General features: G+C 41.4%; 24 protein-coding genes, 3 pseudogenes and 1 riboswitch. Of the genes and pseudogenes, 21 read left to right on the top strand and 6 right to left on the bottom strand.

Annotation, left to right across the window (positions count from 1 at the left end; translation table 11 throughout):
* The first annotated feature begins 40 nt into the window (after nt 1–40).
* From BM213_RS02765 to BM213_RS02750, 4 genes and pseudogenes are all read left to right on the top strand, one after another.
* Nucleotides 41–274 carry a YqgQ family protein gene (locus BM213_RS02765; RefSeq protein ID WP_003394015.1) on the top strand — a complete coding sequence of 78 codons (234 nt, stop codon included), beginning with the start codon at nt 41–43 and terminating at the stop codon, nt 272–274.
* Nucleotides 259–1,224: an ROK family glucokinase gene (locus tag BM213_RS02760; RefSeq protein WP_091700638.1), complete on the top strand. Its 966-nt coding sequence runs from the start codon at nt 259–261 to the stop codon at nt 1,222–1,224. The genes BM213_RS02765 and BM213_RS02760 overlap by 16 nt, the downstream gene beginning before the upstream one ends.
* A 269-nt stretch (nt 1,225–1,493) precedes the next feature.
* Nucleotides 1,494–3,356 carry an LTA synthase family protein gene (locus BM213_RS02755; RefSeq protein ID WP_091700636.1) on the top strand — a complete coding sequence of 621 codons (1,863 nt, stop codon included), beginning with the start codon at nt 1,494–1,496 and terminating at the stop codon, nt 3,354–3,356.
* Nucleotides 3,357–3,395: 39 nt separating this feature from the next.
* Nucleotides 3,396–4,312, top strand: a pseudogene (locus BM213_RS02750) (M14 family metallopeptidase).
* Nucleotides 4,313–4,341: 29 nt separating this feature from the next.
* Here the strand turns inward: BM213_RS02750 and BM213_RS02745 are convergent.
* On the bottom strand, nt 4,342–4,527 hold the full coding sequence (locus BM213_RS02745; RefSeq protein ID WP_091700632.1) for a DUF2759 domain-containing protein: 186 nt from the start codon (nt 4,525–4,527) through the stop codon (nt 4,342–4,344).
* Between the two features lie 132 nt (nt 4,528–4,659).
* Between BM213_RS02745 and BM213_RS02740 the strand changes: the two genes are divergently transcribed.
* On the top strand, nt 4,660–5,292 hold the full coding sequence (locus BM213_RS02740) for an MBL fold metallo-hydrolase (RefSeq protein WP_091700630.1): 633 nt from the start codon (nt 4,660–4,662) through the stop codon (nt 5,290–5,292).
* Between the two features lie 141 nt (nt 5,293–5,433).
* The gene (locus BM213_RS02735; protein WP_091700628.1) at nt 5,434–6,504 is read left to right on the top strand and encodes a class I SAM-dependent methyltransferase; all 1,071 of its coding nucleotides are present in this window, start codon (nt 5,434–5,436) and stop codon (nt 6,502–6,504) included.
* Nucleotides 6,505–6,533: 29 nt separating this feature from the next.
* Here the strand turns inward: BM213_RS02735 and BM213_RS02730 are convergent, their stop codons facing one another.
* Both BM213_RS02730 and BM213_RS02725 read right to left on the bottom strand, forming a co-directional pair.
* On the bottom strand, nt 6,534–6,776 hold the full coding sequence (locus tag BM213_RS02730; protein WP_091700626.1) for a DUF2626 domain-containing protein: 243 nt from the start codon (nt 6,774–6,776) through the stop codon (nt 6,534–6,536).
* Nucleotides 6,777–6,847: 71 nt separating this feature from the next.
* A complete protein-coding gene (locus tag BM213_RS02725; RefSeq protein WP_091700624.1) occupies nt 6,848–7,546 on the bottom strand; it encodes a helix-turn-helix transcriptional regulator in 699 nt (232 codons plus the stop codon).
* A 186-nt stretch (nt 7,547–7,732) separates the two neighbouring features.
* Here BM213_RS02725 and BM213_RS02720 point away from each other — a divergent pair.
* From BM213_RS02720 to BM213_RS02675, 10 genes and pseudogenes are all read left to right on the top strand, one after another.
* Nucleotides 7,733–8,103, top strand: a pseudogene (locus BM213_RS02720) (Spx/MgsR family RNA polymerase-binding regulatory protein).
* A gap of 110 nt (nt 8,104–8,213) precedes the next feature.
* Nucleotides 8,214–9,284, top strand: a complete 1,071-nt coding sequence (gene comGA, locus BM213_RS02715; RefSeq protein WP_091700704.1) for a competence type IV pilus ATPase ComGA — start codon at nt 8,214–8,216, stop codon at nt 9,282–9,284.
* Entirely contained in the window at nt 9,268–10,299 is a 1,032-nt protein-coding gene (gene comGB, locus BM213_RS02710) for a competence type IV pilus assembly protein ComGB (protein ID WP_091700622.1), read from the top strand. Before comGA ends, comGB begins: the two co-directional genes overlap by 17 nt.
* A gap of 12 nt (nt 10,300–10,311) precedes the next feature.
* Nucleotides 10,312–10,608 carry a competence type IV pilus major pilin ComGC gene (gene comGC, locus BM213_RS02705; RefSeq protein WP_091700621.1) on the top strand — a complete coding sequence of 99 codons (297 nt, stop codon included), beginning with the start codon at nt 10,312–10,314 and terminating at the stop codon, nt 10,606–10,608.
* Complete coding sequence (comGD, locus tag BM213_RS02700; protein ID WP_091700619.1) at nt 10,601–11,038, top strand: competence type IV pilus minor pilin ComGD; 438 nt, start codon at nt 10,601–10,603, stop codon at nt 11,036–11,038. Before comGC ends, comGD begins: the two co-directional genes overlap by 8 nt.
* Complete coding sequence (gene comGE, locus BM213_RS02695; protein ID WP_091700617.1) at nt 11,022–11,330, top strand: competence type IV pilus minor pilin ComGE; 309 nt, start codon at nt 11,022–11,024, stop codon at nt 11,328–11,330. Before comGD ends, comGE begins: the two co-directional genes overlap by 17 nt.
* Entirely contained in the window at nt 11,327–11,749 is a 423-nt protein-coding gene (comGF, locus tag BM213_RS02690; RefSeq protein ID WP_091700615.1) for a competence type IV pilus minor pilin ComGF, read from the top strand. The genes comGE and comGF overlap by 4 nt, the downstream gene beginning before the upstream one ends.
* On the top strand, nt 11,721–12,137 hold the full coding sequence (comGG, locus tag BM213_RS02685) for a competence type IV pilus minor pilin ComGG (protein WP_091700613.1): 417 nt from the start codon (nt 11,721–11,723) through the stop codon (nt 12,135–12,137). The genes comGF and comGG overlap by 29 nt, the downstream gene beginning before the upstream one ends.
* Before the next feature lie 13 nt (nt 12,138–12,150).
* The gene (locus BM213_RS02680; protein ID WP_091700611.1) at nt 12,151–12,657 is read left to right on the top strand and encodes a shikimate kinase; all 507 of its coding nucleotides are present in this window, start codon (nt 12,151–12,153) and stop codon (nt 12,655–12,657) included.
* Nucleotides 12,658–12,683: 26 nt separating this feature from the next.
* Nucleotides 12,684–12,872, top strand: coding sequence for a YqzE family protein (locus tag BM213_RS02675; RefSeq protein WP_003394067.1), 189 nt, complete (start codon nt 12,684–12,686; stop codon nt 12,870–12,872).
* Between the two features lie 14 nt (nt 12,873–12,886).
* Here the strand turns inward: BM213_RS02675 and BM213_RS02670 are convergent, their stop codons facing one another.
* Both BM213_RS02670 and BM213_RS02665 read right to left on the bottom strand, forming a co-directional pair.
* Nucleotides 12,887–13,657: a YqhG family protein gene (locus BM213_RS02670; RefSeq protein ID WP_091700609.1), complete on the bottom strand. Its 771-nt coding sequence runs from the start codon at nt 13,655–13,657 to the stop codon at nt 12,887–12,889.
* Nucleotides 13,644–15,296, bottom strand: a complete 1,653-nt coding sequence (locus tag BM213_RS02665; protein WP_091700607.1) for a DEAD/DEAH box helicase — start codon at nt 15,294–15,296, stop codon at nt 13,644–13,646. The genes BM213_RS02670 and BM213_RS02665 overlap by 14 nt, the downstream gene beginning before the upstream one ends.
* Before the next feature lie 187 nt (nt 15,297–15,483).
* Nucleotides 15,484–15,572: riboswitch (glycine riboswitch) on the top strand.
* Between the two features lie 141 nt (nt 15,573–15,713).
* Here BM213_RS02665 and gcvT point away from each other — a divergent pair.
* The 3 genes from gcvT to gcvPB are packed head-to-tail and all read left to right on the top strand — an operon-like array spanning nt 15,714 to nt 19,619.
* Nucleotides 15,714–16,808, top strand: coding sequence for a glycine cleavage system aminomethyltransferase GcvT (gene gcvT / locus BM213_RS02660; RefSeq protein ID WP_091700605.1), 1,095 nt, complete (start codon nt 15,714–15,716; stop codon nt 16,806–16,808).
* A 17-nt stretch (nt 16,809–16,825) separates the two neighbouring features.
* Nucleotides 16,826–18,172: an aminomethyl-transferring glycine dehydrogenase subunit GcvPA gene (gene gcvPA, locus BM213_RS02655; RefSeq protein ID WP_091700603.1), complete on the top strand. Its 1,347-nt coding sequence runs from the start codon at nt 16,826–16,828 to the stop codon at nt 18,170–18,172.
* Nucleotides 18,165–19,619 (top strand): aminomethyl-transferring glycine dehydrogenase subunit GcvPB, encoded by a 1,455-nt coding sequence (gene gcvPB, locus BM213_RS02650; protein ID WP_091700601.1) that lies wholly within the window; start codon nt 18,165–18,167, stop codon nt 19,617–19,619. Before gcvPA ends, gcvPB begins: the two co-directional genes overlap by 8 nt.
* A gap of 26 nt (nt 19,620–19,645) precedes the next feature.
* Here gcvPB and BM213_RS02645 read toward each other — a convergent pair whose 3' ends face one another.
* Nucleotides 19,646–20,017: a rhodanese-like domain-containing protein gene (locus tag BM213_RS02645; RefSeq protein WP_091700599.1), complete on the bottom strand. Its 372-nt coding sequence runs from the start codon at nt 20,015–20,017 to the stop codon at nt 19,646–19,648.
* 127 nt (nt 20,018–20,144) lie between these two features.
* Between BM213_RS02645 and BM213_RS02640 the strand changes: the two genes are divergently transcribed.
* Both BM213_RS02640 and BM213_RS02635 read left to right on the top strand, forming a co-directional pair.
* Nucleotides 20,145–20,981: a lipoate--protein ligase family protein gene (locus tag BM213_RS02640; RefSeq protein ID WP_091700597.1), complete on the top strand. Its 837-nt coding sequence runs from the start codon at nt 20,145–20,147 to the stop codon at nt 20,979–20,981.
* A gap of 160 nt (nt 20,982–21,141) precedes the next feature.
* Nucleotides 21,142–22,581, top strand: a pseudogene (locus BM213_RS02635) (vitamin B12-dependent ribonucleotide reductase); the annotation flags it as partial.
* Nucleotides 22,582–22,734: the final 153 nt, after the last annotated feature.

The raw sequence follows: 22,734 nt of genomic DNA, 5'->3' as shown, positions 1-22,734 counted from the left end.
AAATATGTCGGTTGAAAACGCTTATACACAGGTGAAAAAAATGAAATCTGTATATGATGTGCAACAGTTGTTAAAAACATACGGGACGATAATTTATGTTGGTGATCGTCTCGCTGATTTAGAGTTAATGGAAGAAGAAGTAAAAGAGCTATTTCAGGCGCAACTGATCGATGTGAAAGATTATCAAATGGCACTTCTTATTTTGCGTCACGAAGCACAAATTGAACGAGAAAAAAGAGAAAAAGGGATGAAGGAACAATGGAACAATGGTTAGTAGGTGTAGATTTAGGTGGAACGACGGTCAAATTAGCATTCGTCAGTATATATGGGGAAATCATTTGTAAATGGGAAATACCTACCGATAAATCAGAAAACGGAAAATACATCACGACGCATATTGCGAAAGCGATCGACGAAAAATTACGCGAACTAGATGAATCAAAAGAGCGCCTCATCGGTATTGGAATTGGTGCGCCAGGGCCGGTCAACATGGCGACAGGAGACATTTATGAAGCTGTAAACTTAGGGTGGAAAAACTTCCCTCTAAAAAACCGTTTGGAAGTGGAAACAGGGCTTCCTGTCGTTGTTGATAATGATGCAAACATTGCTGCAATCGGAGAAATGTGGAAAGGAGCGGGCGATGGCGCGAAAAACTTAATTCTTGTCACGCTTGGCACCGGTGTTGGTGGAGGCATTATCGTAAACGGTCAAATCGTTCATGGGACAAATGGTGCTGGCGGTGAAATTGGCCATATCACTTCGATTCCAGAAGGCGGGGCTCCTTGCAACTGCGGGAAAACAGGATGTTTAGAGACGATTGCTTCGGCAACAGGTATTGCCCGTATTGCGACAGAGCGCTTGCAACAAACGGACGAGCCGAGCCGCTTGCGTCATGTTTGGAATGAAGCAGGAGCCGTTACGGCAAAGGACGTGTTTGATGCAGTGAAAGAAAATGATGCATTGGCGCAACAAATTGTTGATGAAGTGACATTTCATCTCGGTTTAGCGTTAGCCCATTTGGCGAACGGCTTGAATCCTGAAAAAATTGTTATTGGTGGCGGCGTATCGAAGGCAGGGGATGTATTAGCGCAAGCGGTTGCTCATCATTTCAAACGATTTGCGTTTCCTCGTGTAGCTGAAGCTGCCGAAATCGTGATCGCAACGCTTGGAAACGATGCCGGGGTGATAGGTGGCGCTTGGTTAGTGAAAACAAATATGGCGTAAAAGCAGACGAGATAATCGTCTGCTTTTTTGTCGAAAATTTGTCGCTAAAAATGTCTTGCATTTTTATAAGGAAAGGTGTAAAAAAGTCATATGTGAATAGAGCATCCGTCCATTATACTGTTTATAGTTTGATATAACAGTTGCTTTTTTGTTAAGAAAGTATTAATATTGTCTTTGGTTAAGATAGATAAAAAAATGTAAAAAAACGTATATGCCCTGTGCAGCTCAGAATAAGCATCGGATGTATGAGGAATCGAAGGAGGGAGAGTATGAAAAATTACCGTTTTGTTCTTTTAGCGGTATTGCTTTTATGGTTAAAAACGTATTTAGTCTATAAAAATAGCTTTGATATAAAAATTGAGTCATGGAAGCAGGAGTTCATTTTATTTATTAGCCCATTGACTTTCTTATTGTTTGTTTTTGGTTTTGCATTATTTATGAGCGAAAAACGCCGAAATCGCTACATTGTTATAGCAAGTTTTATTATCTCGTTTATTTTGTACGCGAACGTCATGTTTTATCGCTTTTTTAGTGACTTTATTACTATCCCTGTGTTGTTTCAAACGAGTAACATGGGAGATTTAGGGAACAGTATTTTTGAGTTAATGCGTTTTTCTGATGTTTTCTTTTTCTTGGATGTCATTTTACTTGGCTGGATGGTTCGTAAAAAAGTATCACTTACTCACTATGTACCGGCTACAAAACGCTTTTGCTTGGCATACTTTGTTACTACATTAGCGCTTGGTTTTGTCAATCTAGGATTAGCAGAAACAGAACGCCCACAATTATTGACGCGCACGTTCGACCGTGAAATGTTAATTAAAAACTTAGGTATATATAACTACCATGTGTACGACATTATTTTGCAGTCGCGTTCAAAAGCCCAGCGCGCGTTAGCAGATAGCAGTGAACTAGCAGATATTCAAAACTATATTAACGCAAACGAAAAGGAGCCAAATGAACAGTTGTTTGGCATTGCTAAAGGTCGCAATGTCATTATTGTTTCGATGGAATCGTTGCAAAGCTTTGTCATCAACAATACGGTGGAGGGGCAGGAAATTACTCCGTTTTTAAACGAGTTTATTAAACAAAGCTATTACTTTGATCAGTTTTATCATCAAACAGGGCAAGGAAAAACATCTGATGCTGAGTTTTTAATTGAAAACTCATTATATCCGCTCGGTCGTGGTGCGGTGTTTTTCACGCATGCGACAAATGAGTACAACGCAACGCCAGAAATATTGAAAAACTACGGCTATTACTCGGCCGTTTTCCATGCTAACAATAAAAGCTTTTGGAACCGTGATGTTATGTATCAGTCTATGAAATACGATCGCTTTTTCTCGATGACTGACTATGACATCACGGAAGAAAATTCAGTTGGTTGGGGATTGAAAGATATTCCATTTTTTGAACAATCTGTGCAACATTTAAAAACGTTGCCACAGCCTTTTTATACAAAGTTTATTACGTTGACGAACCACTTCCCATTTGAACTAGGGGAAGAAGATAAGATGGTTCCAGAGTACACGTCGAATAGCCGGACGTTAAACCGCTATTTCCCAACGGTTCGATATATGGATGAGGCGCTCAAAGTATTTATTGAGCGACTAAAAGAAGAAGGGTTGTATGAAAATTCCATTATCATTATGTACGGAGATCATTATGGTATCTCAGAAAATCATAATAGAGCCATGGCTCAATATTTAGGTAAGGATGAAATTACACCGTTTGACCAAGTTCAATTGCAACGTGTTCCGTTCATTATTCATATTCCAGGTGTGACGGACAAACAACCGAAAGTGATTTCAAAAGTGTCTGGACAAATTGATGTGAAGCCAACGTTGCTCCATCTATTAGGCATTGATACAAGCAATCAAATTCATTTTGGTGCAGACTTATTCTCAAAAGATAAGCTCGACTTTGTTGTTCTTCGTGATGGAAGCTTTGTGACAAAAGATTATGTATATACAAAAAACACTTGTTATGATAAAAAAACAGGAATGGAAATCGATGCTTCCCATTGCGAACCGTATATGGAAAAAGCGCGTCAAGAACTTGAGTACTCCGACAAAATCGTATACGGCGACTTGTTGCGTTTTTACAATAGGCAGCAAGAAAATAGACAATGAGCTAGCCCTATTACAAGGGCTAGCTTTTTTCGTATACATATGGACAATTTTTCATTTCATACAATAAAGCGAGGGGGGGGAAGGCAATGTACGATTTTTCAATGTTGATGAAGGATGTCGACGAATTGCGAAGTCATTCGATCGTGCGCGTACATGAGATCGGACAAAGTGTGCTAAACAAGCCGATTGTTGAATTGCAAATTGGTGAAGGTGAAACGTATGTGCATATGAATGCGTCGTTTCATGCGAACGAATGGATTACCTCAGCAGTTGTGATGGCATTTGTAAACGATTATGTGCAAGCGTTAAAGAATAAAAATCACCTTTTCGGATACGATGTACAACAATTGTATAAAAAGACGACATTATCAGTCGTCCCAATGGTTAATCCAGACGGAGTTGATCTCGTATTACATGGAAAAAAGGCTGCACAACATTACGAAGATGAAGTGTTGCACATAAACGAAGGAAACGATGATTTTTCGCAATGGAAAGCTAATATTCGCGGGGTTGATTTAAACAATCAATTTCCTGCGAAATGGGAAGTGGAGAAAGAAAGAAAAATTCCAAAAGCACCCGCACCGCGTGATTTTCCTGGATTTTCTCCGTTAACCGAACCAGAAGCACAAGCGATAGCAACGTTGACAAAAGAACGTGATTTTTTTAAGGTGCTCGCATTTCATACACAAGGAAAAGAAATTTATTGGGGATATGAACAATGCGAACCACTCGAAGCGGAAGAGGAAGTAAATGAATTTGCGAAATGGAGCGGTTATACACCTGTTCGTTATATTGACAGTCATGCCGGGTATCGTGATTGGTTTATTTTCAATTGGAAACGACGCGGTTATACAATTGAGCTTGGTGAGGGGGTGAATCCGCTCCCATTTTCCCAGTTCCAATCGATTTACAATGATAGCATTGGCATTTTTGTGACTGCTCTTGCCCGAACATAAAAAGACGCCAAATAGATGTTGGCGTCTTTTTAACTGGCAACTGGATATCCGTTATGAATGACAGTCATAATTGTAAACCAACCAAATACAGCAACCGTTCCGATTCCGAACAGCACACCAAGGAAATTTTTCTCACGTAATGAACGGATCGTGCCGTAAGCAGCAAGCAATGTCACTAATGTGAAAATCACGACTAAAATAACTCCTGTCGGCATAACTTCCCCTCCTTATGTACACCGATTATTCCTTTTCCATTGTAATCGTTTTTGTTACGTTTGTCGAGGTGCAAAACGTATATTGTTCGTGTACAATGAGAATAGAATATAGGAGAAAGGTGAGGAAATAAAATGAAATGGAACCGAATCCCATTAGGGCCGTTACAAACGAATGCGTATGTGCTCGTTCATGAAGATCAAACATGCTTAGTTTTTGATCCAGGTGACGAGGGGGAAAAACTCATTGAGTATATTACTGCAAATGGTTGGACACCTCTAGCTGTTTTACTTACACATGCTCATTTTGATCATATTGGAGCGGTAGATGACATAAGAAAGCGATGGTCTATTCCTGTATATGTACATAAGCAAGAGCAACATTGGTTAACAGATCCGATGAAAAACGGCTCCTTATTGTTTATGAGAGAAGCAATTACTGTAAACGAAGCGGACGTATTGCTTGAAGGAGAGCAAACGTTGACAATTGGTGCTTTTTCTCTTCAAGTGTTTGAAACGCCGGGACATTCGCCAGGAAGCGTATCATATTATGTGGAAAAAGCTCATGCAGTCGTATCTGGAGATGTGCTGTTTTTAGGAAGTATTGGTCGCACAGATTTACCTGGAGGAGATTATGAACAATTGTTACAAAGTATTCACCGTCATCTTCTTGTTCTTCCAGAAGAAACAGTTGTGTTGTGCGGACATGGTCCAGAAACAACAATTGGAGCGGAGATGGATACAAATCCATTTTTAAATAGATTTTAAGAAAAAAATCCCTTCTCTGTACAAAGAAGGGATTTGGGGGATGTTTTATTCCTATAATGGGAGGGGATATAGTTAAGCTACTAAATTAACAATATAACAAATTTAACACTATGTCAATAGTGAAAAAGGGTGCGAATAAAAATGTTAGAAAAAATGAAGCATAAACGTTTATCTTATGCACAATATATGGAACTCGTATTGTATGATGAACAGTACGGATATTACATGAAAAAAAGAGAAAAAATTGGTCGTGCAGGAGATTTTATTACGACGAGCAACGTAGCGAATGTCATCGGACATGTATTTGCCAATTTGTTTATTCGTTTGATAGAAACGTATGACGTTCCGCCACATGTATGCGAAATAGGTGGAGGAACAGGACGATTCGCTTATGCGGTGTTAGATCAATGGCAGCGCCAGTCGCCTAAAACGTTTTCTAACGGTCGTTATACGATTGTAGAGGCGAGTCCGTATCATTGCGAAAAACAAGTAGAAATGCTCGCTTCATTCGCCGATCACGTACATATCGTTTCCAATCTAACAGAGCTGCCGTCTTCTTTTTCCGGGATTGTGTTTAGTAACGAATTGTTTGATGCGTTTCCTGTTCACGTCGTTGAGAAGCGAAATGGACAAATATATGAATGTTTTGTGGCGGTAGAAGGCGATAAGCTTGTTGAACAATACGCCCCGCTTGAAAATGAAGAAATTGCTCAATATTTAGCCGAACGAAACATCGATCTTGTCGATGGACAGCGTTTTGAAGTTCCATTAGCGATGAAAACGTTTATTTTTCAGTTAAATGATGCGATCGAACGAGCGATCATTTTTACGGTTGATTACGGGTATACAGATGAGGAGTGGAAACATCCTTTAAGGAGACAAGGAAGTTTACGAGGGTATTATCACCATCAGCTCATCAACGACCCACTTCGCTATCCAGGAGACATGGATATAACGACGCATGTTCAGTGGGATGCTTTGCGGTTTTACGGAGAACAAGTTGGTTGGACATTTACGCATTTATGGCGCCAAGATGAGTTTTTATTAAAGGCAGGCATTTTTAATCAATTGATCGATCATGATGATCCGGATCCATTTTCAGAGAAAAGTCGGTATAACCGTGCGATTCGTTCGTTAGTGATGAGCGACATCGGGAGCGCGTTTCAAGTGATGGTTCAACAGAAGAAAATGAATATCCCCATTTTGACATAAAAAGCGATGAGTGTGCCTCATCGCTTTTTTTATTCGCCCACGCCTGGAACCATCATAAATGTCGTCCAATACGTAAATCCGGCGAAAAAGACTGTTAAATACGCGCCGAAAATATAAATGTACATTCTTTCTGTTAATTTTAAGTAGCTTAACAAAAGAAAGAATCCAGTTTGGCCGAGGAACAATAATGACGTTGTATACATATGGCCAAGATAAAACATGACAGCGAAAATACCTGTCCAAAATGATAAGACGCGGAACATACGATCCATATATGTATCCCTCCTTCTCTGACCGTTTCCCTTACTTATTATAATGTACTTCAAATGGTTGTGTAAACGTTCTATTTTTTAAGAACGGCTTGATACGTACATGAATTGCAGCCAGATGGCATAATGTCTTCTGTGATCAGCTCAGCATTTGTGAACAATACTTCTAACATTCCCTTTAAAAACGCGTTATGCATATAGCAGACGGAATCAGGATGTGTGAACGCTAACTCTTTAAACGGACAGTTGAAAATTTCAAAATAAATTTTTCCTTGACTTTCACTATAATGGAACGTTGGATAAAACCCTGCTGCTTCTGCTGCTTTTTGTAAAATGGTCATTTTCTCTTGAACGCTTAATTGGTCAAGCGTTTGCATCGATTGGACGTGTTGTTGTACAAGCTCTTGTCCGAATAACTTTCCTGTTTCATACAGTGCGTGTTTCCCCGCTTCCCCGAGTTTCATCATCGCTTGAATAGCAATTTTCGATAATAACTGATAATCACGAAACGGAAAATGAAGTTGGATGACATCATCGGATAGGCGATATAGTCGACTCGGTCTTCCGCCTTTTCCTGTTTTCCTTGTTTCAGATACAAGCATATTGACATCTTCGAGCTTAGTTAAATGGAGACGGGCAACGTTCGGATGAATATGGAAAGCATCTGCAATTTCTTGAACGGTAACTTCTTGATGCTTTCTAGCGATATACTGATAAATTTCGTAACGAGTCGGATCGGCAAGGACGCTTGTAATTTTCAATACTTGATCCATCTTGTCTCACTCCTACATGTTCGGTTATTTACATTATAATACATCTATTTCTACAATGAAAATGTATATATAAAACTTTCTTCTTATCTTTTCCTAACGTTCACAAAGTTTTAAAACAATTTTCTACACGAAAGTTATACAAAAGTTATACAATATATATAACAATGGTGGAAATGGATGTTTGTCGTGCTGACTGTATATACGTACCCAAGCTGCACATCGTGTCGAAAAACAAAGAAGTGGCTATGTGCGAACAATATTGAATTTCGTGAGCGTCATTTGTTTCGGGAAACACCGACATATAAAGAACTATTGCATTTGTTGTCATTAACAACGGAAGGTTTAGGTGAAATTTTAGCAACGCGCGGTCAATCATTTAAAAAGCTCGTTGACAATGTTGAAGAGTGGCCATTATCGAAAGTTGTTGACTTGCTTGTGAAAGAGCCTCGTTTGCTTCGCTGCCCGATTGTAACAGATGGCAAACGGATCGTTTTGGCTACAATCCATCGGCATTAAAAAACATGGCGAAAAAATATCGCCGTGTATGTGTGTCTTGACGTTCACCCGCATATGGGTGAATATTTTTTTGAATTTTTTGCGAATCAAGAAGGAATTTGACGAAATATGTTGAATAAAGAGGACGAGAAAATGGGAAAGGGGGATGGAGTTGCTGTCTATTGAACAGTTAGCTGATCGACTTATTGAAGAAGCTTGTATGCTTCAAGCTTCCGACATTCACATCGTTCCGCGCAAACAAGATGTGCTCGTGCAATTTCGGTTAGGAGGGATGCTTGTTACGAAAAACGTGTTGTCCAAACAAACGTGTGAACGCTTGCTGGCACATTTTAAATTTCTCGCTGATATGGATATCGGGGAACGCCGTCGTCCGCAAAGCGGAGCGATGGAAATGAATATCTCCCACACGACTGTACATCTTCGTTTATCGACATTGCCCACCATTTATGACGAAAGCTTAGTCATCCGCTTGCTTCCATTACACTCGTTTCTTCCGCTCAAACAGCTCGCTTTATTTCCTTCGACAGTGAAAAAGTTGCTATCGTTATTAAACTATGCTCATGGATTAATTATTTTTACAGGACCTACTGGATCAGGGAAAACGACGACATTGTATAGTTTATTAAACGTATGTCGCCATCATTTTCAGCGCAACGTCATTACCCTTGAAGATCCTGTGGAAAAGCGAGCGGAAGATATGTTGCAAGTGCAAGTAAATGAAAAGGCAGGAATTACGTACGCGGCAGGGTTAAAAGCGATTCTTCGACACGACCCTGACGTTATTATGGTCGGCGAAATTCGTGATGCGGAGACCGCGCGAATTGCCGTTCGAGCCTCGTTAACCGGACATCTTGTATTGACAACGATGCATACAAAAGATGCTGTTGGAGCGATTTATCGCCTTCTTGAGTTTGGGGTGCCGTTTCAAGAAATGGCGCAAACGTTAGTCGGAGTGACAGCGCAGCGTCTCGTACAGTTGAAATGTCCATTTTGTGAAGGAGAGTGTTCCCCTTTTTGTCGTCAATATCGCCCTGTTCGGAGAGTCGGCATTTATGAGCTGCTGTATGGGAGCGAACTAGCAAAAGCGATGCGAGCAGCGAGAGGAGAGAAGGCGACATATATGTATACCCGATTGAAAGATGTCATTAAAAAAGGTATTGCGCTCGGTTTTTTACATGAAAGCATGATTGAAAGTTGGTTGTTAGATGAAGCGACGTTGTAATTGGTCGTTACAAGAGCAAAGCACTTTCTTTATTCAGCTTGGCAAATTGCTTAGTAAAGGGTATTCGCTTGCTCAAGCTATCGAGTTTTTGCAAATTCAACAACCTGTTGCCAAACAACGAGATGTAGATGATTGCATACATGCGTTACGAGGGGGGATGCCTATTCACGCCGCTTTTGCTCGCATGAAATTCCATCATCATCTTTTAGGATATTTATTTTTTGCAGAACAACATGGACAACTTGCCCAAGGATTCATCGAAGCCGGGGAAATCGGTCACATGAGGGCGCGTTACGTTGAACAAGTGAGGCGTATAATGCGCTATCCGTTGTTTTTGTTCGGCTTTTGTGTGGTGATGTTTCTTATATTTCAGCAAGTATTAGCTCCGCAGTTTTCTCAACTTCTTTCTTCGTTTCATGCTCGTTCTCCCTTTTCTACTTTCATTTTTGCTGCCGCTGTATGGCTTCCACGTATACTTTCAGCTATGCTTATAATCGTTCTTTTTATCGTTTCATTTTACTTTCTTTTCATTCGTTCTTGGCCGATTTACAAACAAATGGATTTGTTTATGAAATTGCCGCTCGTTCGTTCTTGGATCGTCTCTTTTCATACACAAGTGTTTTCTTTGCAATTAAGTCACTTACTAAAAGGGGGGCTATCTATTTATGAGGCGCTGCAAATCTTTATGGAACAACCTCATCTCCCGTTATTGAAAGAAGAAGCAAAAATAATTCAACAACAGCTATGTGCAGGCGAAAAGCTGGACGAAATCATTCAGCGGCGGAAGTATTACGAAAAGGAGCTTCCTGTTGTCATTCGTCACGGTCAGTCGAATGGTGAATTAGTTCAAGAATTGTTTCATTACAGTCAATTTTCGTTACAAAAATTAGAAAATCGTATAAAAAAAATCGTGTATATCATCCAACCGTTGTTGCTCAGTTGTATCGGCATTTTTGTCATCTTCATGTATGTGGCTATGTTATGGCCTGTTTTTCAACTGTTAAATCACATATAAGGGGGGATATGTATGCGCAATGAAAAAGGATTTACGTTAATCGAAATGTTAATTGTGCTAATGGTTATTACCATTTTAATTTTAATTACGATCCCAAATGTGACAAAACATAACAGTATGATTAACAGTAAAGGGTGCTCCGCGTTTATAAAGATGGTTCAGTCTCAAGTGAAAGCATACGAAATGGAACACGGTTCAATTCCGACAGTGCAACAGTTAGTAGATGGTAAATATATCGAAAGCAACCGTTGTCCAAATGGAAAAGCGATCGTTATTACGAGTGAAGGGAACGTTTTACAAAGTGAATGAACGAGGGTTTACGTTAATCGAAATGTTAATCGTTCTTTTTATTGTGACAACGATCATGGCTTTTATCGTTCCACCACTTCAACAAACAATGGCCGAGCGGCAGTTGCAATATTTTTTAGAACAGTTTAGCAACGACATGCTATATGCACAACAATATGCGATGAGTCGGAAAAAGACGGTCACGATCATATTTCATTTCGACACATGCCGCTATCAAGTGAAAGAAGGAGGGACGTTTGGGAAGGAATTGCTCGTTCGCTCCTTCCCATCCCCTTTTCAATTTCAACTCGCTACATTATCTCCGCCGCTAATGTATTATCCGAATGGTCATATCAATAAAGCGGGAACATTGCTTGTTGCATACGGAAATAAAAAGTATAAAATCGTTTTTCAATTAGGGAAAGGACGATTGTATGCACAAAAATTGTAACGGTTTTACACTTTTTGAGCTGCTCGTTTCACTTAGTTTATGGGGCGGTTTGATCGCGATCATCGTCGCTAATTGGACAATTATTATGGTAGAGCGAGAAAATAAAAAGGTAGAAACAATTGCGAATCAAATTTTATATGAGGCAATGATGAATGGACAGGTTGACAATGAAACAGCTATTGTCCGGGAAAACCATACATTTTCGCTGTTTACGCGATCGAATGAACGGTGCATCCGTTGGGAAGATAGGTTGAAACGAACAAAAGAAAGATGTGAGCCATTGTTGCAATGAAGAAAAGAGAAAAAGGTTTCACGTTAATTGAAGTATTGATGTCGCTAGCAGCTTTTTTTATTATTTTATCTTTATTGGTCACATTGTTTCATTTAGCATCGAATCATACGATAAAGCGCGGAAAGTTTCACTACTTTGAATGGCTTGTTTTTATTCAGCAAGCGAAAATGGAAGTAAGGGAATCGAGAGACGTTCGTATATATGGGACGACCATTCAATTCGATAAATGGAAAGGAGAACGCGTGACGTATGAAAAGTATGGAACTCTCATTCGTCGCCGCGTAAACGCCACAGGTCATGAAATTATGCTTCAATTTATTCAGCATGTACGTTACGAAAAAGAGAAGGGGGGGATTCGTATTCACGTGCTAACAGATAAGGGGGATTCGTATGAGGCGTTTATTCCGATTTTTCGCTAACATCGAGAATGAACGAGGTGTTATTTTTCCATTTACTATTATGTGCGCATTATTGATCAGCGCTCTTTTTCTTTATTCTGTCGCATTGTACAATACAGAAATACAGTTTTTCGAAGAAGAAAAAAAGTGGTATGAAGCAGATTATTTGATGAAACAGACGCTTTCTCATATGAAACAAACGCTTGCAAATGCACCGGAAAACGTGTCATCATTAAGCAAAACGGTATCATTTTCGTACGGTCAAGCGACATATACAGCAAAGAGAGGTAGTGAAGTTGTTTGGTTTGTCACTATATCATGTGTGACGAATGCGCAATTTCGTTATGACGTCCAATGTCAATTTGATGCATCCACAAACGACATAACCGAATGGAAAGAATTGTATTAGAGAGGGAGAGAAGATGAGAGCGATTTATTTAACAGGATTCATGGGAGCAGGGAAGACGACGGTTGGAAGACGATTAGGGGAAGTATTAGGTGTCCCGGTCATTGATACAGATACGTACATCGAACAGCAAACTGGCAAGACGATTGCCCAAATTTTTTCGGAAGAAGGGGAAGAAACATTTCGGGCGTATGAACGGGAAATATTAAGACAGTTGCCAACAGAACATGTGATTGTTACGACAGGTGGTGGAATTGTCATTCAAGAAGAAAATCGTCAGTTTATGCGCGCCCATGGTATTGTCATTTACTTGCATTGTGAATTACATGAACTGTTTCGTCGTCTAGCTGATGATGCTACTCGGCCATTGATTATGAAAAATAAGCAGGAACAAATAAAAAAGTTATTTGAACAAAGACTCCCTTGGTATAAGGAAGCGCATATGACGATTGATACAACAAATCGCACGGTAGATGATATCGTACAAAGCATTGTGTTCATGCTTAAAACGCCTCATTTTTGACGATACTAGCGTTGAGGTGATGAGCGATGGCCGGAAACGACTACGTCAAATTTATGACGGAACAAGTTGTGCGGTATTTAGATCAACCGAAGGAAGAACGGAAAAGAAAAAGACAGGAAAAAAAACAGTTAAAAAAACAACAAAAGCAGCCGTTCTTATATCGTTGGTTCGGTGTCATTCCATATGCAGTTATGCTTTTATTTAAGCGGAAATAAGGCTATGTCTAGCCTTATTTCGCTTCCAAATAAAATAGGCCACCGTTAATGATAGAAATGTGAATGTTCGGCTCATATCTTTGGCGCAATGCTTCTTTCTCGCTTTCATATTCTTCTCTTTTTTCTTCTACACCTTCGTAAAAGTGTTGCAATAGCGCTAAATCTTCTTCCCAGCGTGCCCGCGCTTCGTTTGCCCACTCATGCGTTTCTGATGCAATGATGCGCTCGATGTACGCCTCAAGTCGCGCAAGGCCATGAATCGGTTTAATAAGCGGGGAAATCGTAAAGCAATAATCAGGTACAGTGGCGGTCCACTTTTTTTCTTTTAACACATCATAAAACGCCTCAACGATCGTTCCGCTAATGAGATGAATAGCTAACGACAATAAACGATCTTGTTTCCGATCGCATTCATATGAGATGAGTACGTTCACGTGAAGCCACGGATGAAGCGCAACGGATCGTCCGCTCACTCGTTCGTAAAGGCGAACGAAACGGCCATTCATTTTAGCAACAGAAAAAATTTGATGAAGGCGTGGGGAGCCAAAATGAATGTACTCCCCTTTTTCACGTGTAGATTGTTTTGTGATGAGCGATAGTTGCAACGGTTCGCCACTTGCGCCAATTCGTTCGACGTAATGCCAATAAAACGGGCGATTCATTAATTGTTTGTCCATGTCGACAGTCAATTGAACGCGTATATGCCCATCGCTGCGCTCTAAAACGGGACAATGGGTAGCGGCGAAAAAACGCTCGAGAAATGATTGGATATCATGTTGCTGCATGGGCGCTATCCTCCATATTTGTTAAAATTTCTAGAACATTTTGCATTTTTATTTTAAGTTCCCCTTCGCTTTTCGATTGGGCAATGATCCGCTCGACATGATTTGAGAACGATGGAGATGTTAGTTTCATTAAAATATCGTCTAGTTCGCCAACGACCCGTTCAAACAAACGAATTTTTTCATATAGCAGCATAAATACATGTTCTTCGACCGTATGGCGCACGACGAAATTGTAAATGTTTACATCCTTTGTTTGACCGAGACGGTGAACGCGTCCGATTCGTTGTTCAAGACGCATGGGATTCCACGGTAAATCATAGTTAATGACATGATTACAAAACTGTAAGTTAATTCCTTCCCCACCAGCTTCTGTGGCGATAAGCACTTGTGCGCGATGTTGGAATAACTCTTTCATCCAATCTTTTTTACTTCGTTTAAACCCACCGCGAAACGGTACGGAAGAAATGCCGTGTTGTTTGAAAAACCATTGTAAATACAATTGTGTTGCTCGATACTCCGTAAACACAATGACTTTATCATTTATTTTTTGAATGAGTTCAAGCGCTTTTTTTGCTTTTGTATGTTCCGTGATATCGTTCATCTTTTGTAGTAATGTACCGATCGTTGCTTCTATGTCAGGTTGTCGCTCAAGCATTCCTTTTAACGTACAAAAAAGTGCTTCTTTACTGCTGCATATTTCACGCAGCAAAGTGATGTGTGATAACGATGCATCTGAAAAAAGAGGTTGTGCGCGTTTTAATTGTTGAATGGCCTCATATACGTTTCGCTCCGCTTCGGAAAAATCGATAAAAACTGTTTCAACATGCCGTTTTGTCCATTCAATTCCCGTATCATGGCGACGATGCCGAATCATCACTTTGCGAATAAGCTCTTTCAAATGAGCATCATCATGTAGCGTACGCAATTTTCCATATCTTTTTTGAAATTGTTCAGCATTTCCTAAATGCCCTGGCTTCAGCAGAGAAACGAGGTGGAAAATTTCTTCAACACGGTTTTGAATCGGTGTTGCCGTTAACAATAAGCAAAATTTCTTTTTCAATCCTTGAACGAATTCATAGTTTTTCGTTTTATTGTTTTTTAATTTGTGCGCTTCATCAATAATGACAATATCATAAGCTTGCTCGTAAATGATTTCTCGATGGGGGCTTTTTTTCGCTGTATCAATCGATGAAACGACGACGTCGCATTGCTCCCATACGTAACTTTTCTTTTGGGCAACGGCAGGAATAAAAAATTTTTCGTTTAATTCTTGCACCCACTGTGAAACGAGTGAAGCAGGAACGAGAATAAGCGCTTTTTTTACAAGACCGCGAATCATATATTCTTTTAAAATTAATCCAGCTTCAATTGTTTTTCCGAGTCCGACCTCATCAGCTAAAATGGCTTTCCCGTTCATTTCTTCGACAACTTGGCGCGCCACTTCATATTGATGAGGTAAAATTGTCATATGCGGCAAATGTTTTGGAGCTTGTAGCCCATCAAACTGAGGAATAGCTAAAGCCTCGGCAGCTTCGCGTGCCAGTTCGTACAATTCCCAATTTGCCCACGGGCCATCGCGTTCCATGCGCGTAATAAATTCATCCTTCCAACTTCTCTCCCAATGTATTGTAACGTTCATAATTATCCCTCATTTTCCGAACATTTTTTGTTTAAACTTTGTTTAATTTACGTATTTTATTTATAAAAAGATGTTGCGACAAACGAGAAGTTATAAGATAATAAAAAACGTAAGAAAGTTTGTAAAATTATTTTATTTATACGTTTACGTGTAGTTTGGCACAAGGAAGACAATTGTATACAGGCGGATGATAACAAGGGGAGAGACTACGAGATGTAGCGCCGAAGGAGCAAGTGGAAACACGAATCTCTCAGGCAAAAGAACTCTTGTTTGACGCGGCTCTGGAGAGCGTTCACGCATGTGAACCACCCACGAGGACACCTATGCATATAGGGAAACTTTCAGGTGAAAGGACAGAGACTACCATATGACAATATGGGGGTCGTCTGTCTTTTTTTATGAACAAGGAGGGAGCATATGTTAAAAAGAACGCCGTTATTTCCTTTGTACGTAGAGCATGGCGCAAAAACGATTGATTTCGGTGGTTGGGAATTGCCGGTGCAGTTTTCAAGCATTAAAGAAGAACATGAGGCAGTAAGGACGAAAGCAGGATTATTTGACGTGTCACATATGGGCGAATTTGAAGTGAAGGGGAAGGATAGTCTTCCTTTTTTACAAAAAATGATGACAAACGATGTTGCCAAATTAACGGACGGTCGCACCCAATATACGCTCATGTGTTATGAAGATGGCGGAACGGTTGATGATTTGTTGATTTATAAAAAGGCGGACGATCATTATCTCCTTGTAGTGAATGCTGCAAATATTGAAAAAGACTTTGCATGGCTTCAGGAGCATGTATTTGGTGATGTGGAAGTCGTCAACGTTTCCGACGATATCGCACAATTAGCGCTTCAAGGACCGCTTGCTGAGAAAGTATTACAAACATTAACAGCTACTGATTTGTCTGCAATGAAATTTTTCTCTTTTGCTGATGGTATACGTGTTGCCGGGGTTGAAGCGCTCGTATCGCGGACAGGATATACAGGGGAAGATGGATTTGAGATATATTGTCGGGCAGAAGATGCGCAAACCGTTTGGCGCACCATTTTAGAGGCAGGAAGAGAAGAAGGGGTAATTCCGTGCGGACTTGGTGCGCGTGATACGCTTCGCTTTGAAGCGTGCTTACCGCTTTATGGGCAAGAGTTGGCAAGTGACATTACGCCGATTGAAGCTGGGCTTGGATTTGCGGTCAAAACGAATAAAGACGTCGACTTTTTCGGAAAAGAAGTATTGAAAAAACAAAAGGAAGAAGGAACGGCACGCAAGCTCGTCGGTATTGAAATGATTGACAAAGGCATTCCGCGTCACGGATATGCGGTATATGTAAACGGAGAACAAGTTGGGGTCGTGACGACAGGAACGCAATCGCCAACGTTGAAAAAAAATATCGGTTTAGCACTGCTTTCAACAACATATACCGCGCTTCATACAGAAGTGGAAGTCGATATTCGCGGAAAACGATTAAAAGCGAAAGTGGTGGCGACACCGTTTTATAAGCGCACAAAATAATGTGAGGAGAGAGAGTCATGCTTCATCGTTATTTGCCAATGACGGAAGAAGATAAACAACAAATGCTACAAACGATCGGGGTACAGTCCATTGATGAACTGTTTGCAGATATCCCTGAAAGCGTCCGTTTTCAAGGGGAGTATAACATTAAGCGAGCCAAATCAGAGCCGGAGTTAATGAAAGAACTCATGGCGCTTGCTGCGAAAAACGTCGATATTAAGACGCATCCTTCATTTTTAGGTGCAGGGGTGTACGATCACTATATTCCAACGATCGTTGATCACGTTATTTCACGTTCAGAATTTTATACTGCGTATACGCCGTATCAACCGGAAATTTCGCAAGGTGAGCTACAAGCCATTTTTGAATATCAAACGATGATTTGTGAGCTGACGGGTATGGATGTCGCGAATTCATCGATGTATGATGGCGGAACGGCGCTAGCTGAAGCTGCGTTATTAAGCGCCGCGCATACGAAAAAGAAAAAAGTGTTGTTATCTAGCGCAGTGCATCCAGAATATCGCGAGGTTGTGAAAACATACGCCAAAGGTTCGGGGTTAGAAGTGGTAGAAATTCCGTATGAAAACGGTGTGACAAATATTAGAGTGCTACAAGAAGAGATGGATGAAGATGTGGCATGTGTCATCGTACAATATCCGAACTTTTTTGGGCAAATTGAACCGTTAAAGGACATTGAGCCAATCGCTCATGCACATAAAGGAATGTTTGTTGTCGCAAGCAATCCGCTTGCTCTAGGAATATTGACACCACCTGGTCAGTTCGGGGCAGACATCGTTGTTGGCGATGCACAAGTCTTTGGTATTCCAACGCAATTTGGCGGTCCGCATTGCGGTTATTTTGCAGTAAAATCGGCGCTCATGCGCAAAATTCCAGGGCGTCTCGTTGGACAAACGACAGATGAAGAAGGCCGCCGTGGTTTTGTGTTGACGTTACAAGCGCGCGAACAACACATTCGTCGCGATAAAGCAACATCAAATATTTGCTCTAACCAAGCGTTAAATGCGCTTGCTGCATCGGTAGCCATGACCGCCCTCGGCAAACGTGGCGTCAAAGAAATGGCGACGATGAACATTCAAAAAGCGCACTATGCGAAAGAAGCATTCGTAAACGCTGGTTTTCATGTCGTGTTTTCAGGGCCGTTTTTCAATGAGTTTGTCGTCCGTCTAAGCAAACCGGTAGCAGAAGTAAATAAAAAGCTATTGGAGAAAGGAATCATCGGAGGCTATGACCTTGGTCGTGATTATGCGGAACTGCAACATTGTATGTTAATTGCGGTAACGGAATTGCGGACGAAAGAAGAAATTGACATGCTTGTAAAAGAATTGGGGGATTATCATGCATAAAGACCAACCGCTTATTTTTGAGTTAAGCAAGCCAGGACGCATAGGGTACAGCTTGCCCGAGCTAGATGTACCGGCGATCGACGTCGCACAAGTGATTCCAAACGATTACATTCGCCAAGAAGCAGCAGACCTCCCAGAAGTATCAGAGCTTGACATTATGCGCCATTATACAGCGTTATCCAAACGCAATCATGGAGTCGATTCTGGCTTCTATCCGCTTGGGTCTTGTACGATGAAATATAACCCGAAAATAAACGAAAATGTTGCCCGTTTTGCTGGATTTGCCCACATTCATCCGCTTCAGCCGGAAGAAACGGTACAAGGGGCACTTGAATTAATGTATGACTTACAGGAACATTTGAAAGAAATTACCGGTATGGATGCGGTGACGTTGCAACCAGCAGCTGGCGCGCATGGCGAATGGACAGGGCTTATGATGATTCGTGCCTATCATGAAGCAAACGGTGATTACAACCGAACGAAAGTCATCGTCCCTGATACAGCCCATGGAACAAACCCTGCTTCAGCAACGGTGGCGGGATTTGAAACGGTCACGGTCAAATCGACAGAAGAAGGGCTCGTTGATTTAGACGATTTACGTCGCGTTGTCGGCCCGGATACAGCAGCACTCATGCTTACAAACCCAAACACGCTCGGATTATTTGAAGAAAACATTTTAGAAATGGCAGAAATCGTGCATGCTGCAGGTGGCAAGTTGTACTATGACGGTGCGAATTTAAACGCGGTGTTAAGTAAAGCAAGACCAGGGGACATGGGTTTTGATGTCGTGCATTTAAACCTTCATAAAACATTTACCGGTCCGCATGGTGGTGGTGGCCCCGGTTCAGGTCCAGTTGGTGTGAAGGCTGAGCTCATTCCATTTTTACCAAAGCCAACAGTCGAAAAAGGAGAAAACGGCTACTATTTCGACTATGACAGACCACAAGCGATCGGACGTGTGAAGCCGTTTTATGGCAACTTCGGCATTAACGTTCGCGCCTATACGTACATTCGCTCGATGGGCCCGGACGGCTTAAAGGCTGTAACAGAATATGCGGTATTAAACGCAAACTACATGATGCGCCGCTTAGCGGAATATTACGATTTGCCATACAACCGTCATTGCAAACACGAATTTGTCTTGTCAGGCAAGCGACAAAAGAAATTAGGAGTGCGCACGCTTGATATCGCCAAGCGTTTGCTTGATTTCGGATATCATCCGCCGACGATTTACTTCCCGTTGATCGTTGAAGAGTGCATGATGATCGAGCCGACAGAAACCGAGTCTAAAGAAACGCTCGATGCCTTCGTTGATGCGATGATTCAAATCGCAAAAGAAGCGGAGGAAACGCCGGAAATCGTTCAAGAAGCGCCTCATACAACGGTTGTGAAACGTCTAGATGAAACAACCGCTGCCCGCAAGCCCATTTTACGCTATCAAAAATAAGGTGCCAAGCAAAAATGCTTGGCACCTTATTTTTTCTTCACTTTTCCTGTCCACATTTTGAAGCCACCTTTTAAGTGGTATAAGTCACGATATCCTTTTCGGTATAGCATTTGGGCAGCGCGGCCACTGCGGAGTCCGCTTTGGCAATATAAATAAATCGGTTGATCTTTACGCAATTCCTTCATGCGCAAACGAAGCTGTGAAAGCGGAATATTGCGCGCCCCTAAAATATGACCAGCAGCATATTCATCTGGTTCACGTACGTCGATGAGTTGTGCTTTTCGGTAGCCGGCCCGAAATTCTTCTTCCGTAAGCGTCGTAACAATTTTCTTTTGGTAAAAGTATGTAATGACCGCGTACACAATAATTGCTCCGAGAATAATAAGAACCGTTGTCATGATGCCCCTCCTTTTTTTCATCGTTGCCACGTCTATTATATAAATGTTTTGGACAAGAAGCAAAGCATTTTCCATTGACTTATGACGTTTGGTACACTATAAAATGATAGAGGAAAGGGTGGGGTAGATGGAAAAAGAAGTATGGCGATTCATTGACTCAGGCAATTGTTCCCCAGCGTTTAACATGGCGCTTGATGAGGCGCTATTGGAATGGCATAGTGAAGGGAAAATTCCGCCGACGATCCGTTTTTACGGTTGGAATCCACCGACGCTTTCAATTGGATATTTTCAAAAAGTTGAAAAAGAAATCGATATGGAAGCAGTAAAGACGTATGGACTTGGCTTTGTCAGACGGCCAACAGGTGGACGGGGCGTGCTTCACGATCGAGAGTTGACGTATAGCGTGATTGTGTCAGAGGCGCATCCAGCCATGCCACAAACGGTGACGGAAGCGTATCGCGTCATTTCGCAAGGCATTTTAGAAGGTTTTCGCTTTTTGGGCCTTGATGCGTATTTTGCTGTACCGAAAACAGAAGAAGAAAAAGCGGATTTGAAAAACCCACGTTCGGCCGTTTGCTTCGATGCTCCTTCTTGGTATGAGCTCGTCGTCGAAGGAAGAAAAGTGGCAGGGAGCGCACAAACGCGACAAAAAGGCGTCATTTTACAGCATGGCTCCATTTTATTGGATTTAGACGAGGAGATGCTGTTTCGTTTGTTTAAATATCCGAATGAGCGGGTTAAAGAGAGATTGCGACAAAATTTTAAACATAAGGCGGTCGCCATCAACGAGTTAACGGGGCGCAACGTGACAATCGATGAGGCGAAAGAAGCATTTTTTAAAGGTTTTGAAAAAGGTTTGAACATTCAGCTTGAGCGGTACGAATTAACCGATGATGAGCTTTCTTACGTTCAGCAATTGGCAAGGAATAAATATGAAACGGATGAATGGAATTTTAAACGGTAAATTTTCCTCTTGACAAACAAAAAAACACTTGACTTAATTATCAATATGTAGTATGTGTTTTGTAAAAAATCGTACTACATATTGATTTTTTTATTGATTCTTGTTGTCGATATATGGTAGTTTAATGTAGTAAGATTATGTTGGTAGAGGAGAGGTAAACATGACGGTTGCGTTTTCTGAAAAAATGATGGTGAATGTGGACAAGTTGAACGAAGACATTCGCCTGTTTCCGCAAGTGCACCCAATTACTTCTGAGATGCACATTACATATAAAGGTGTGTCACGTTTAGTTATGCTCGATCGTTATTCGTTCAAGGATACGGAAAAGTTGACGCTAAGCGTCGGTGATTTTGTCGTTTTGACGGTAAAGGAAGATCCGAAGTTTCCGGCGCGTGGTCTTGGATTTATTGTCGAGCTTGACTGGGAAAAGAAAAAGGCGCATGTACTTGTTGAGGAAGAGTATCGCCATGTGTTGGAAGGAGAAGAGGCGAAAACAGGGATCGTTGTTCGCTCCCTCGATGTCATTGAAAAGCCGTTAGAAATTTATTATGAACAAATTGCGAAGCGGAACGCAACCGGGCTCGCTGCGGTGGAACAAACAGAAGAAAAGCGGCAAGAGTGGTTTGAAAAATTTTATGAACAGCTCGTCAACCTTAATTTTGTTCCAGCTGGTCGCGTATTGTACGGTGCAGGTTCTGGAACAGAAGTGACGTACTTTAACTGTTATGTTATGCCATTTGTGAAAGATTCGCGCGAAGGCATTTCTGAACATCGCAAACAGGTGATGGAAATCATGAGCCGGGGCGGTGGTGTAGGAACGAACGGTTCTACCCTTCGTCCACGTAACACACTCGCGCGCGGAGTGAACGGAAAATCGTCCGGATCCGTATCATGGCTTGACGACATCGCGAAATTAACCCATCTTGTCGAACAAGGTGGCTCGCGCCGTGGCGCTCAAATGATTATGCTAGCCGATTGGCATCCGGACATTATTGAATTTATTATTTCAAAAATGCAAAATCCGCGCATTTTGCGCTACTTGCTTGAAAATACAGAGGATGAAGGCATTCAAAAAGCAGCGAGAGAAAAATTAAAATTTACGCCACTTACTGAACAAGAGCGCGCGATGTATCAAGGAATCGTCAACTATAAAAACATCCCAGGATACGGGGGTTTTAGCGAAAAAATTATTAAAGACGCGGAAGAAAAGTTGCGGACAGGCGGTACGTATAGCGTGCACAATCCGGACTTTTTAACAGGAGCGAACATTTCTGTTTGCTTAACGAAAGAGTTTATGCAGGCAGTAGAAAACGATGAAGAATACGAATTGCGCTTTCCAGATGTTGAGACGTATTCGGAAGAAGAAATGCGCATCTACAACGAAAAATGGCACGAAGTCGGCGATGTGCGCGAATGGGAGAAAATGGGCTATCGCGTTCGCGTCTATCGAAAAATTCGCGCGCGAGAGCTATGGAAGCTCATTAACATTTGCGCAACGTATTCAGCAGAACCAGGCATTTTCTTTATCGACAACGCCAACGACATGACGAATGCAAGAGCGTACGGACAAAAAGTAGTCGCAACAAATCCGTGTGGTGAATAATCGCCTCACGTAAAAAACTGCGGAATTAAGCGGGGAGGCTGAGATGCTAACCCGAACCGAAGGCTGAGCCTAAAAACTCAGTCAGGGGCAACGCATAGGTGGTGAACCTGCGAAAGCAGAATATAATCCACCCACGAGGCCGCAGCATTG

The sequence above is a fragment of the Anoxybacillus pushchinoensis genome (assembly GCF_900111795.1).
GTDB classification, from domain to species: Bacteria; Bacillota; Bacilli; order Bacillales; family Anoxybacillaceae; genus Anoxybacillus; species Anoxybacillus pushchinoensis.
The sequence above is the reverse complement of the archived record's forward strand: the minus strand, read 5'-3'. Positions and strand labels throughout refer to the sequence as shown.

Coding starts and splice junctions, on each gene's coding strand:
- BM213_RS02760 (WP_091700638.1), top strand. CDS start 259: ATGGAACAATGGTTAGTAGGTGTAGATTTAGGTGGAACGACGGTCAAA.
- BM213_RS02735 (WP_091700628.1), top strand. CDS start 5,434: ATGTTAGAAAAAATGAAGCATAAACGTTTATCTTATGCACAATATATG.
- comGG (WP_091700613.1), top strand. CDS start 11,721: ATGAGGCGTTTATTCCGATTTTTCGCTAACATCGAGAATGAACGAGGT.
- BM213_RS02765 (WP_003394015.1), top strand. CDS start 41: ATGAAATCTGTATATGATGTGCAACAGTTGTTAAAAACATACGGGACG.
- BM213_RS02725 (WP_091700624.1), bottom strand. CDS start 7,546: ATGGATCAAGTATTGAAAATTACAAGCGTCCTTGCCGATCCGACTCGT.
- BM213_RS02740 (WP_091700630.1), top strand. CDS start 4,660: ATGAAATGGAACCGAATCCCATTAGGGCCGTTACAAACGAATGCGTAT.
- comGE (WP_091700617.1), top strand. CDS start 11,022: ATGCACAAAAATTGTAACGGTTTTACACTTTTTGAGCTGCTCGTTTCA.
- BM213_RS02645 (WP_091700599.1), bottom strand. CDS start 20,017: ATGACAACGGTTCTTATTATTCTCGGAGCAATTATTGTGTACGCGGTC.
- gcvT (WP_091700605.1), top strand. CDS start 15,714: ATGTTAAAAAGAACGCCGTTATTTCCTTTGTACGTAGAGCATGGCGCA.
- BM213_RS02665 (WP_091700607.1), bottom strand. CDS start 15,296: ATGAACGTTACAATACATTGGGAGAGAAGTTGGAAGGATGAATTTATT.
- comGF (WP_091700615.1), top strand. CDS start 11,327: ATGAAGAAAAGAGAAAAAGGTTTCACGTTAATTGAAGTATTGATGTCG.
- BM213_RS02670 (WP_091700609.1), bottom strand. CDS start 13,657: ATGCAGCAACATGATATCCAATCATTTCTCGAGCGTTTTTTCGCCGCT.
- gcvPB (WP_091700601.1), top strand. CDS start 18,165: ATGCATAAAGACCAACCGCTTATTTTTGAGTTAAGCAAGCCAGGACGC.
- BM213_RS02745 (WP_091700632.1), bottom strand. CDS start 4,527: ATGCCGACAGGAGTTATTTTAGTCGTGATTTTCACATTAGTGACATTG.
- BM213_RS02680 (WP_091700611.1), top strand. CDS start 12,151: ATGAGAGCGATTTATTTAACAGGATTCATGGGAGCAGGGAAGACGACG.
- gcvPA (WP_091700603.1), top strand. CDS start 16,826: ATGCTTCATCGTTATTTGCCAATGACGGAAGAAGATAAACAACAAATG.
- BM213_RS02640 (WP_091700597.1), top strand. CDS start 20,145: ATGGAAAAAGAAGTATGGCGATTCATTGACTCAGGCAATTGTTCCCCA.
- BM213_RS02755 (WP_091700636.1), top strand. CDS start 1,494: ATGAAAAATTACCGTTTTGTTCTTTTAGCGGTATTGCTTTTATGGTTA.
- comGC (WP_091700621.1), top strand. CDS start 10,312: ATGCGCAATGAAAAAGGATTTACGTTAATCGAAATGTTAATTGTGCTA.
- comGB (WP_091700622.1), top strand. CDS start 9,268: ATGAAGCGACGTTGTAATTGGTCGTTACAAGAGCAAAGCACTTTCTTT.
- BM213_RS02675 (WP_003394067.1), top strand. CDS start 12,684: ATGGCCGGAAACGACTACGTCAAATTTATGACGGAACAAGTTGTGCGG.
- BM213_RS02730 (WP_091700626.1), bottom strand. CDS start 6,776: ATGGATCGTATGTTCCGCGTCTTATCATTTTGGACAGGTATTTTCGCT.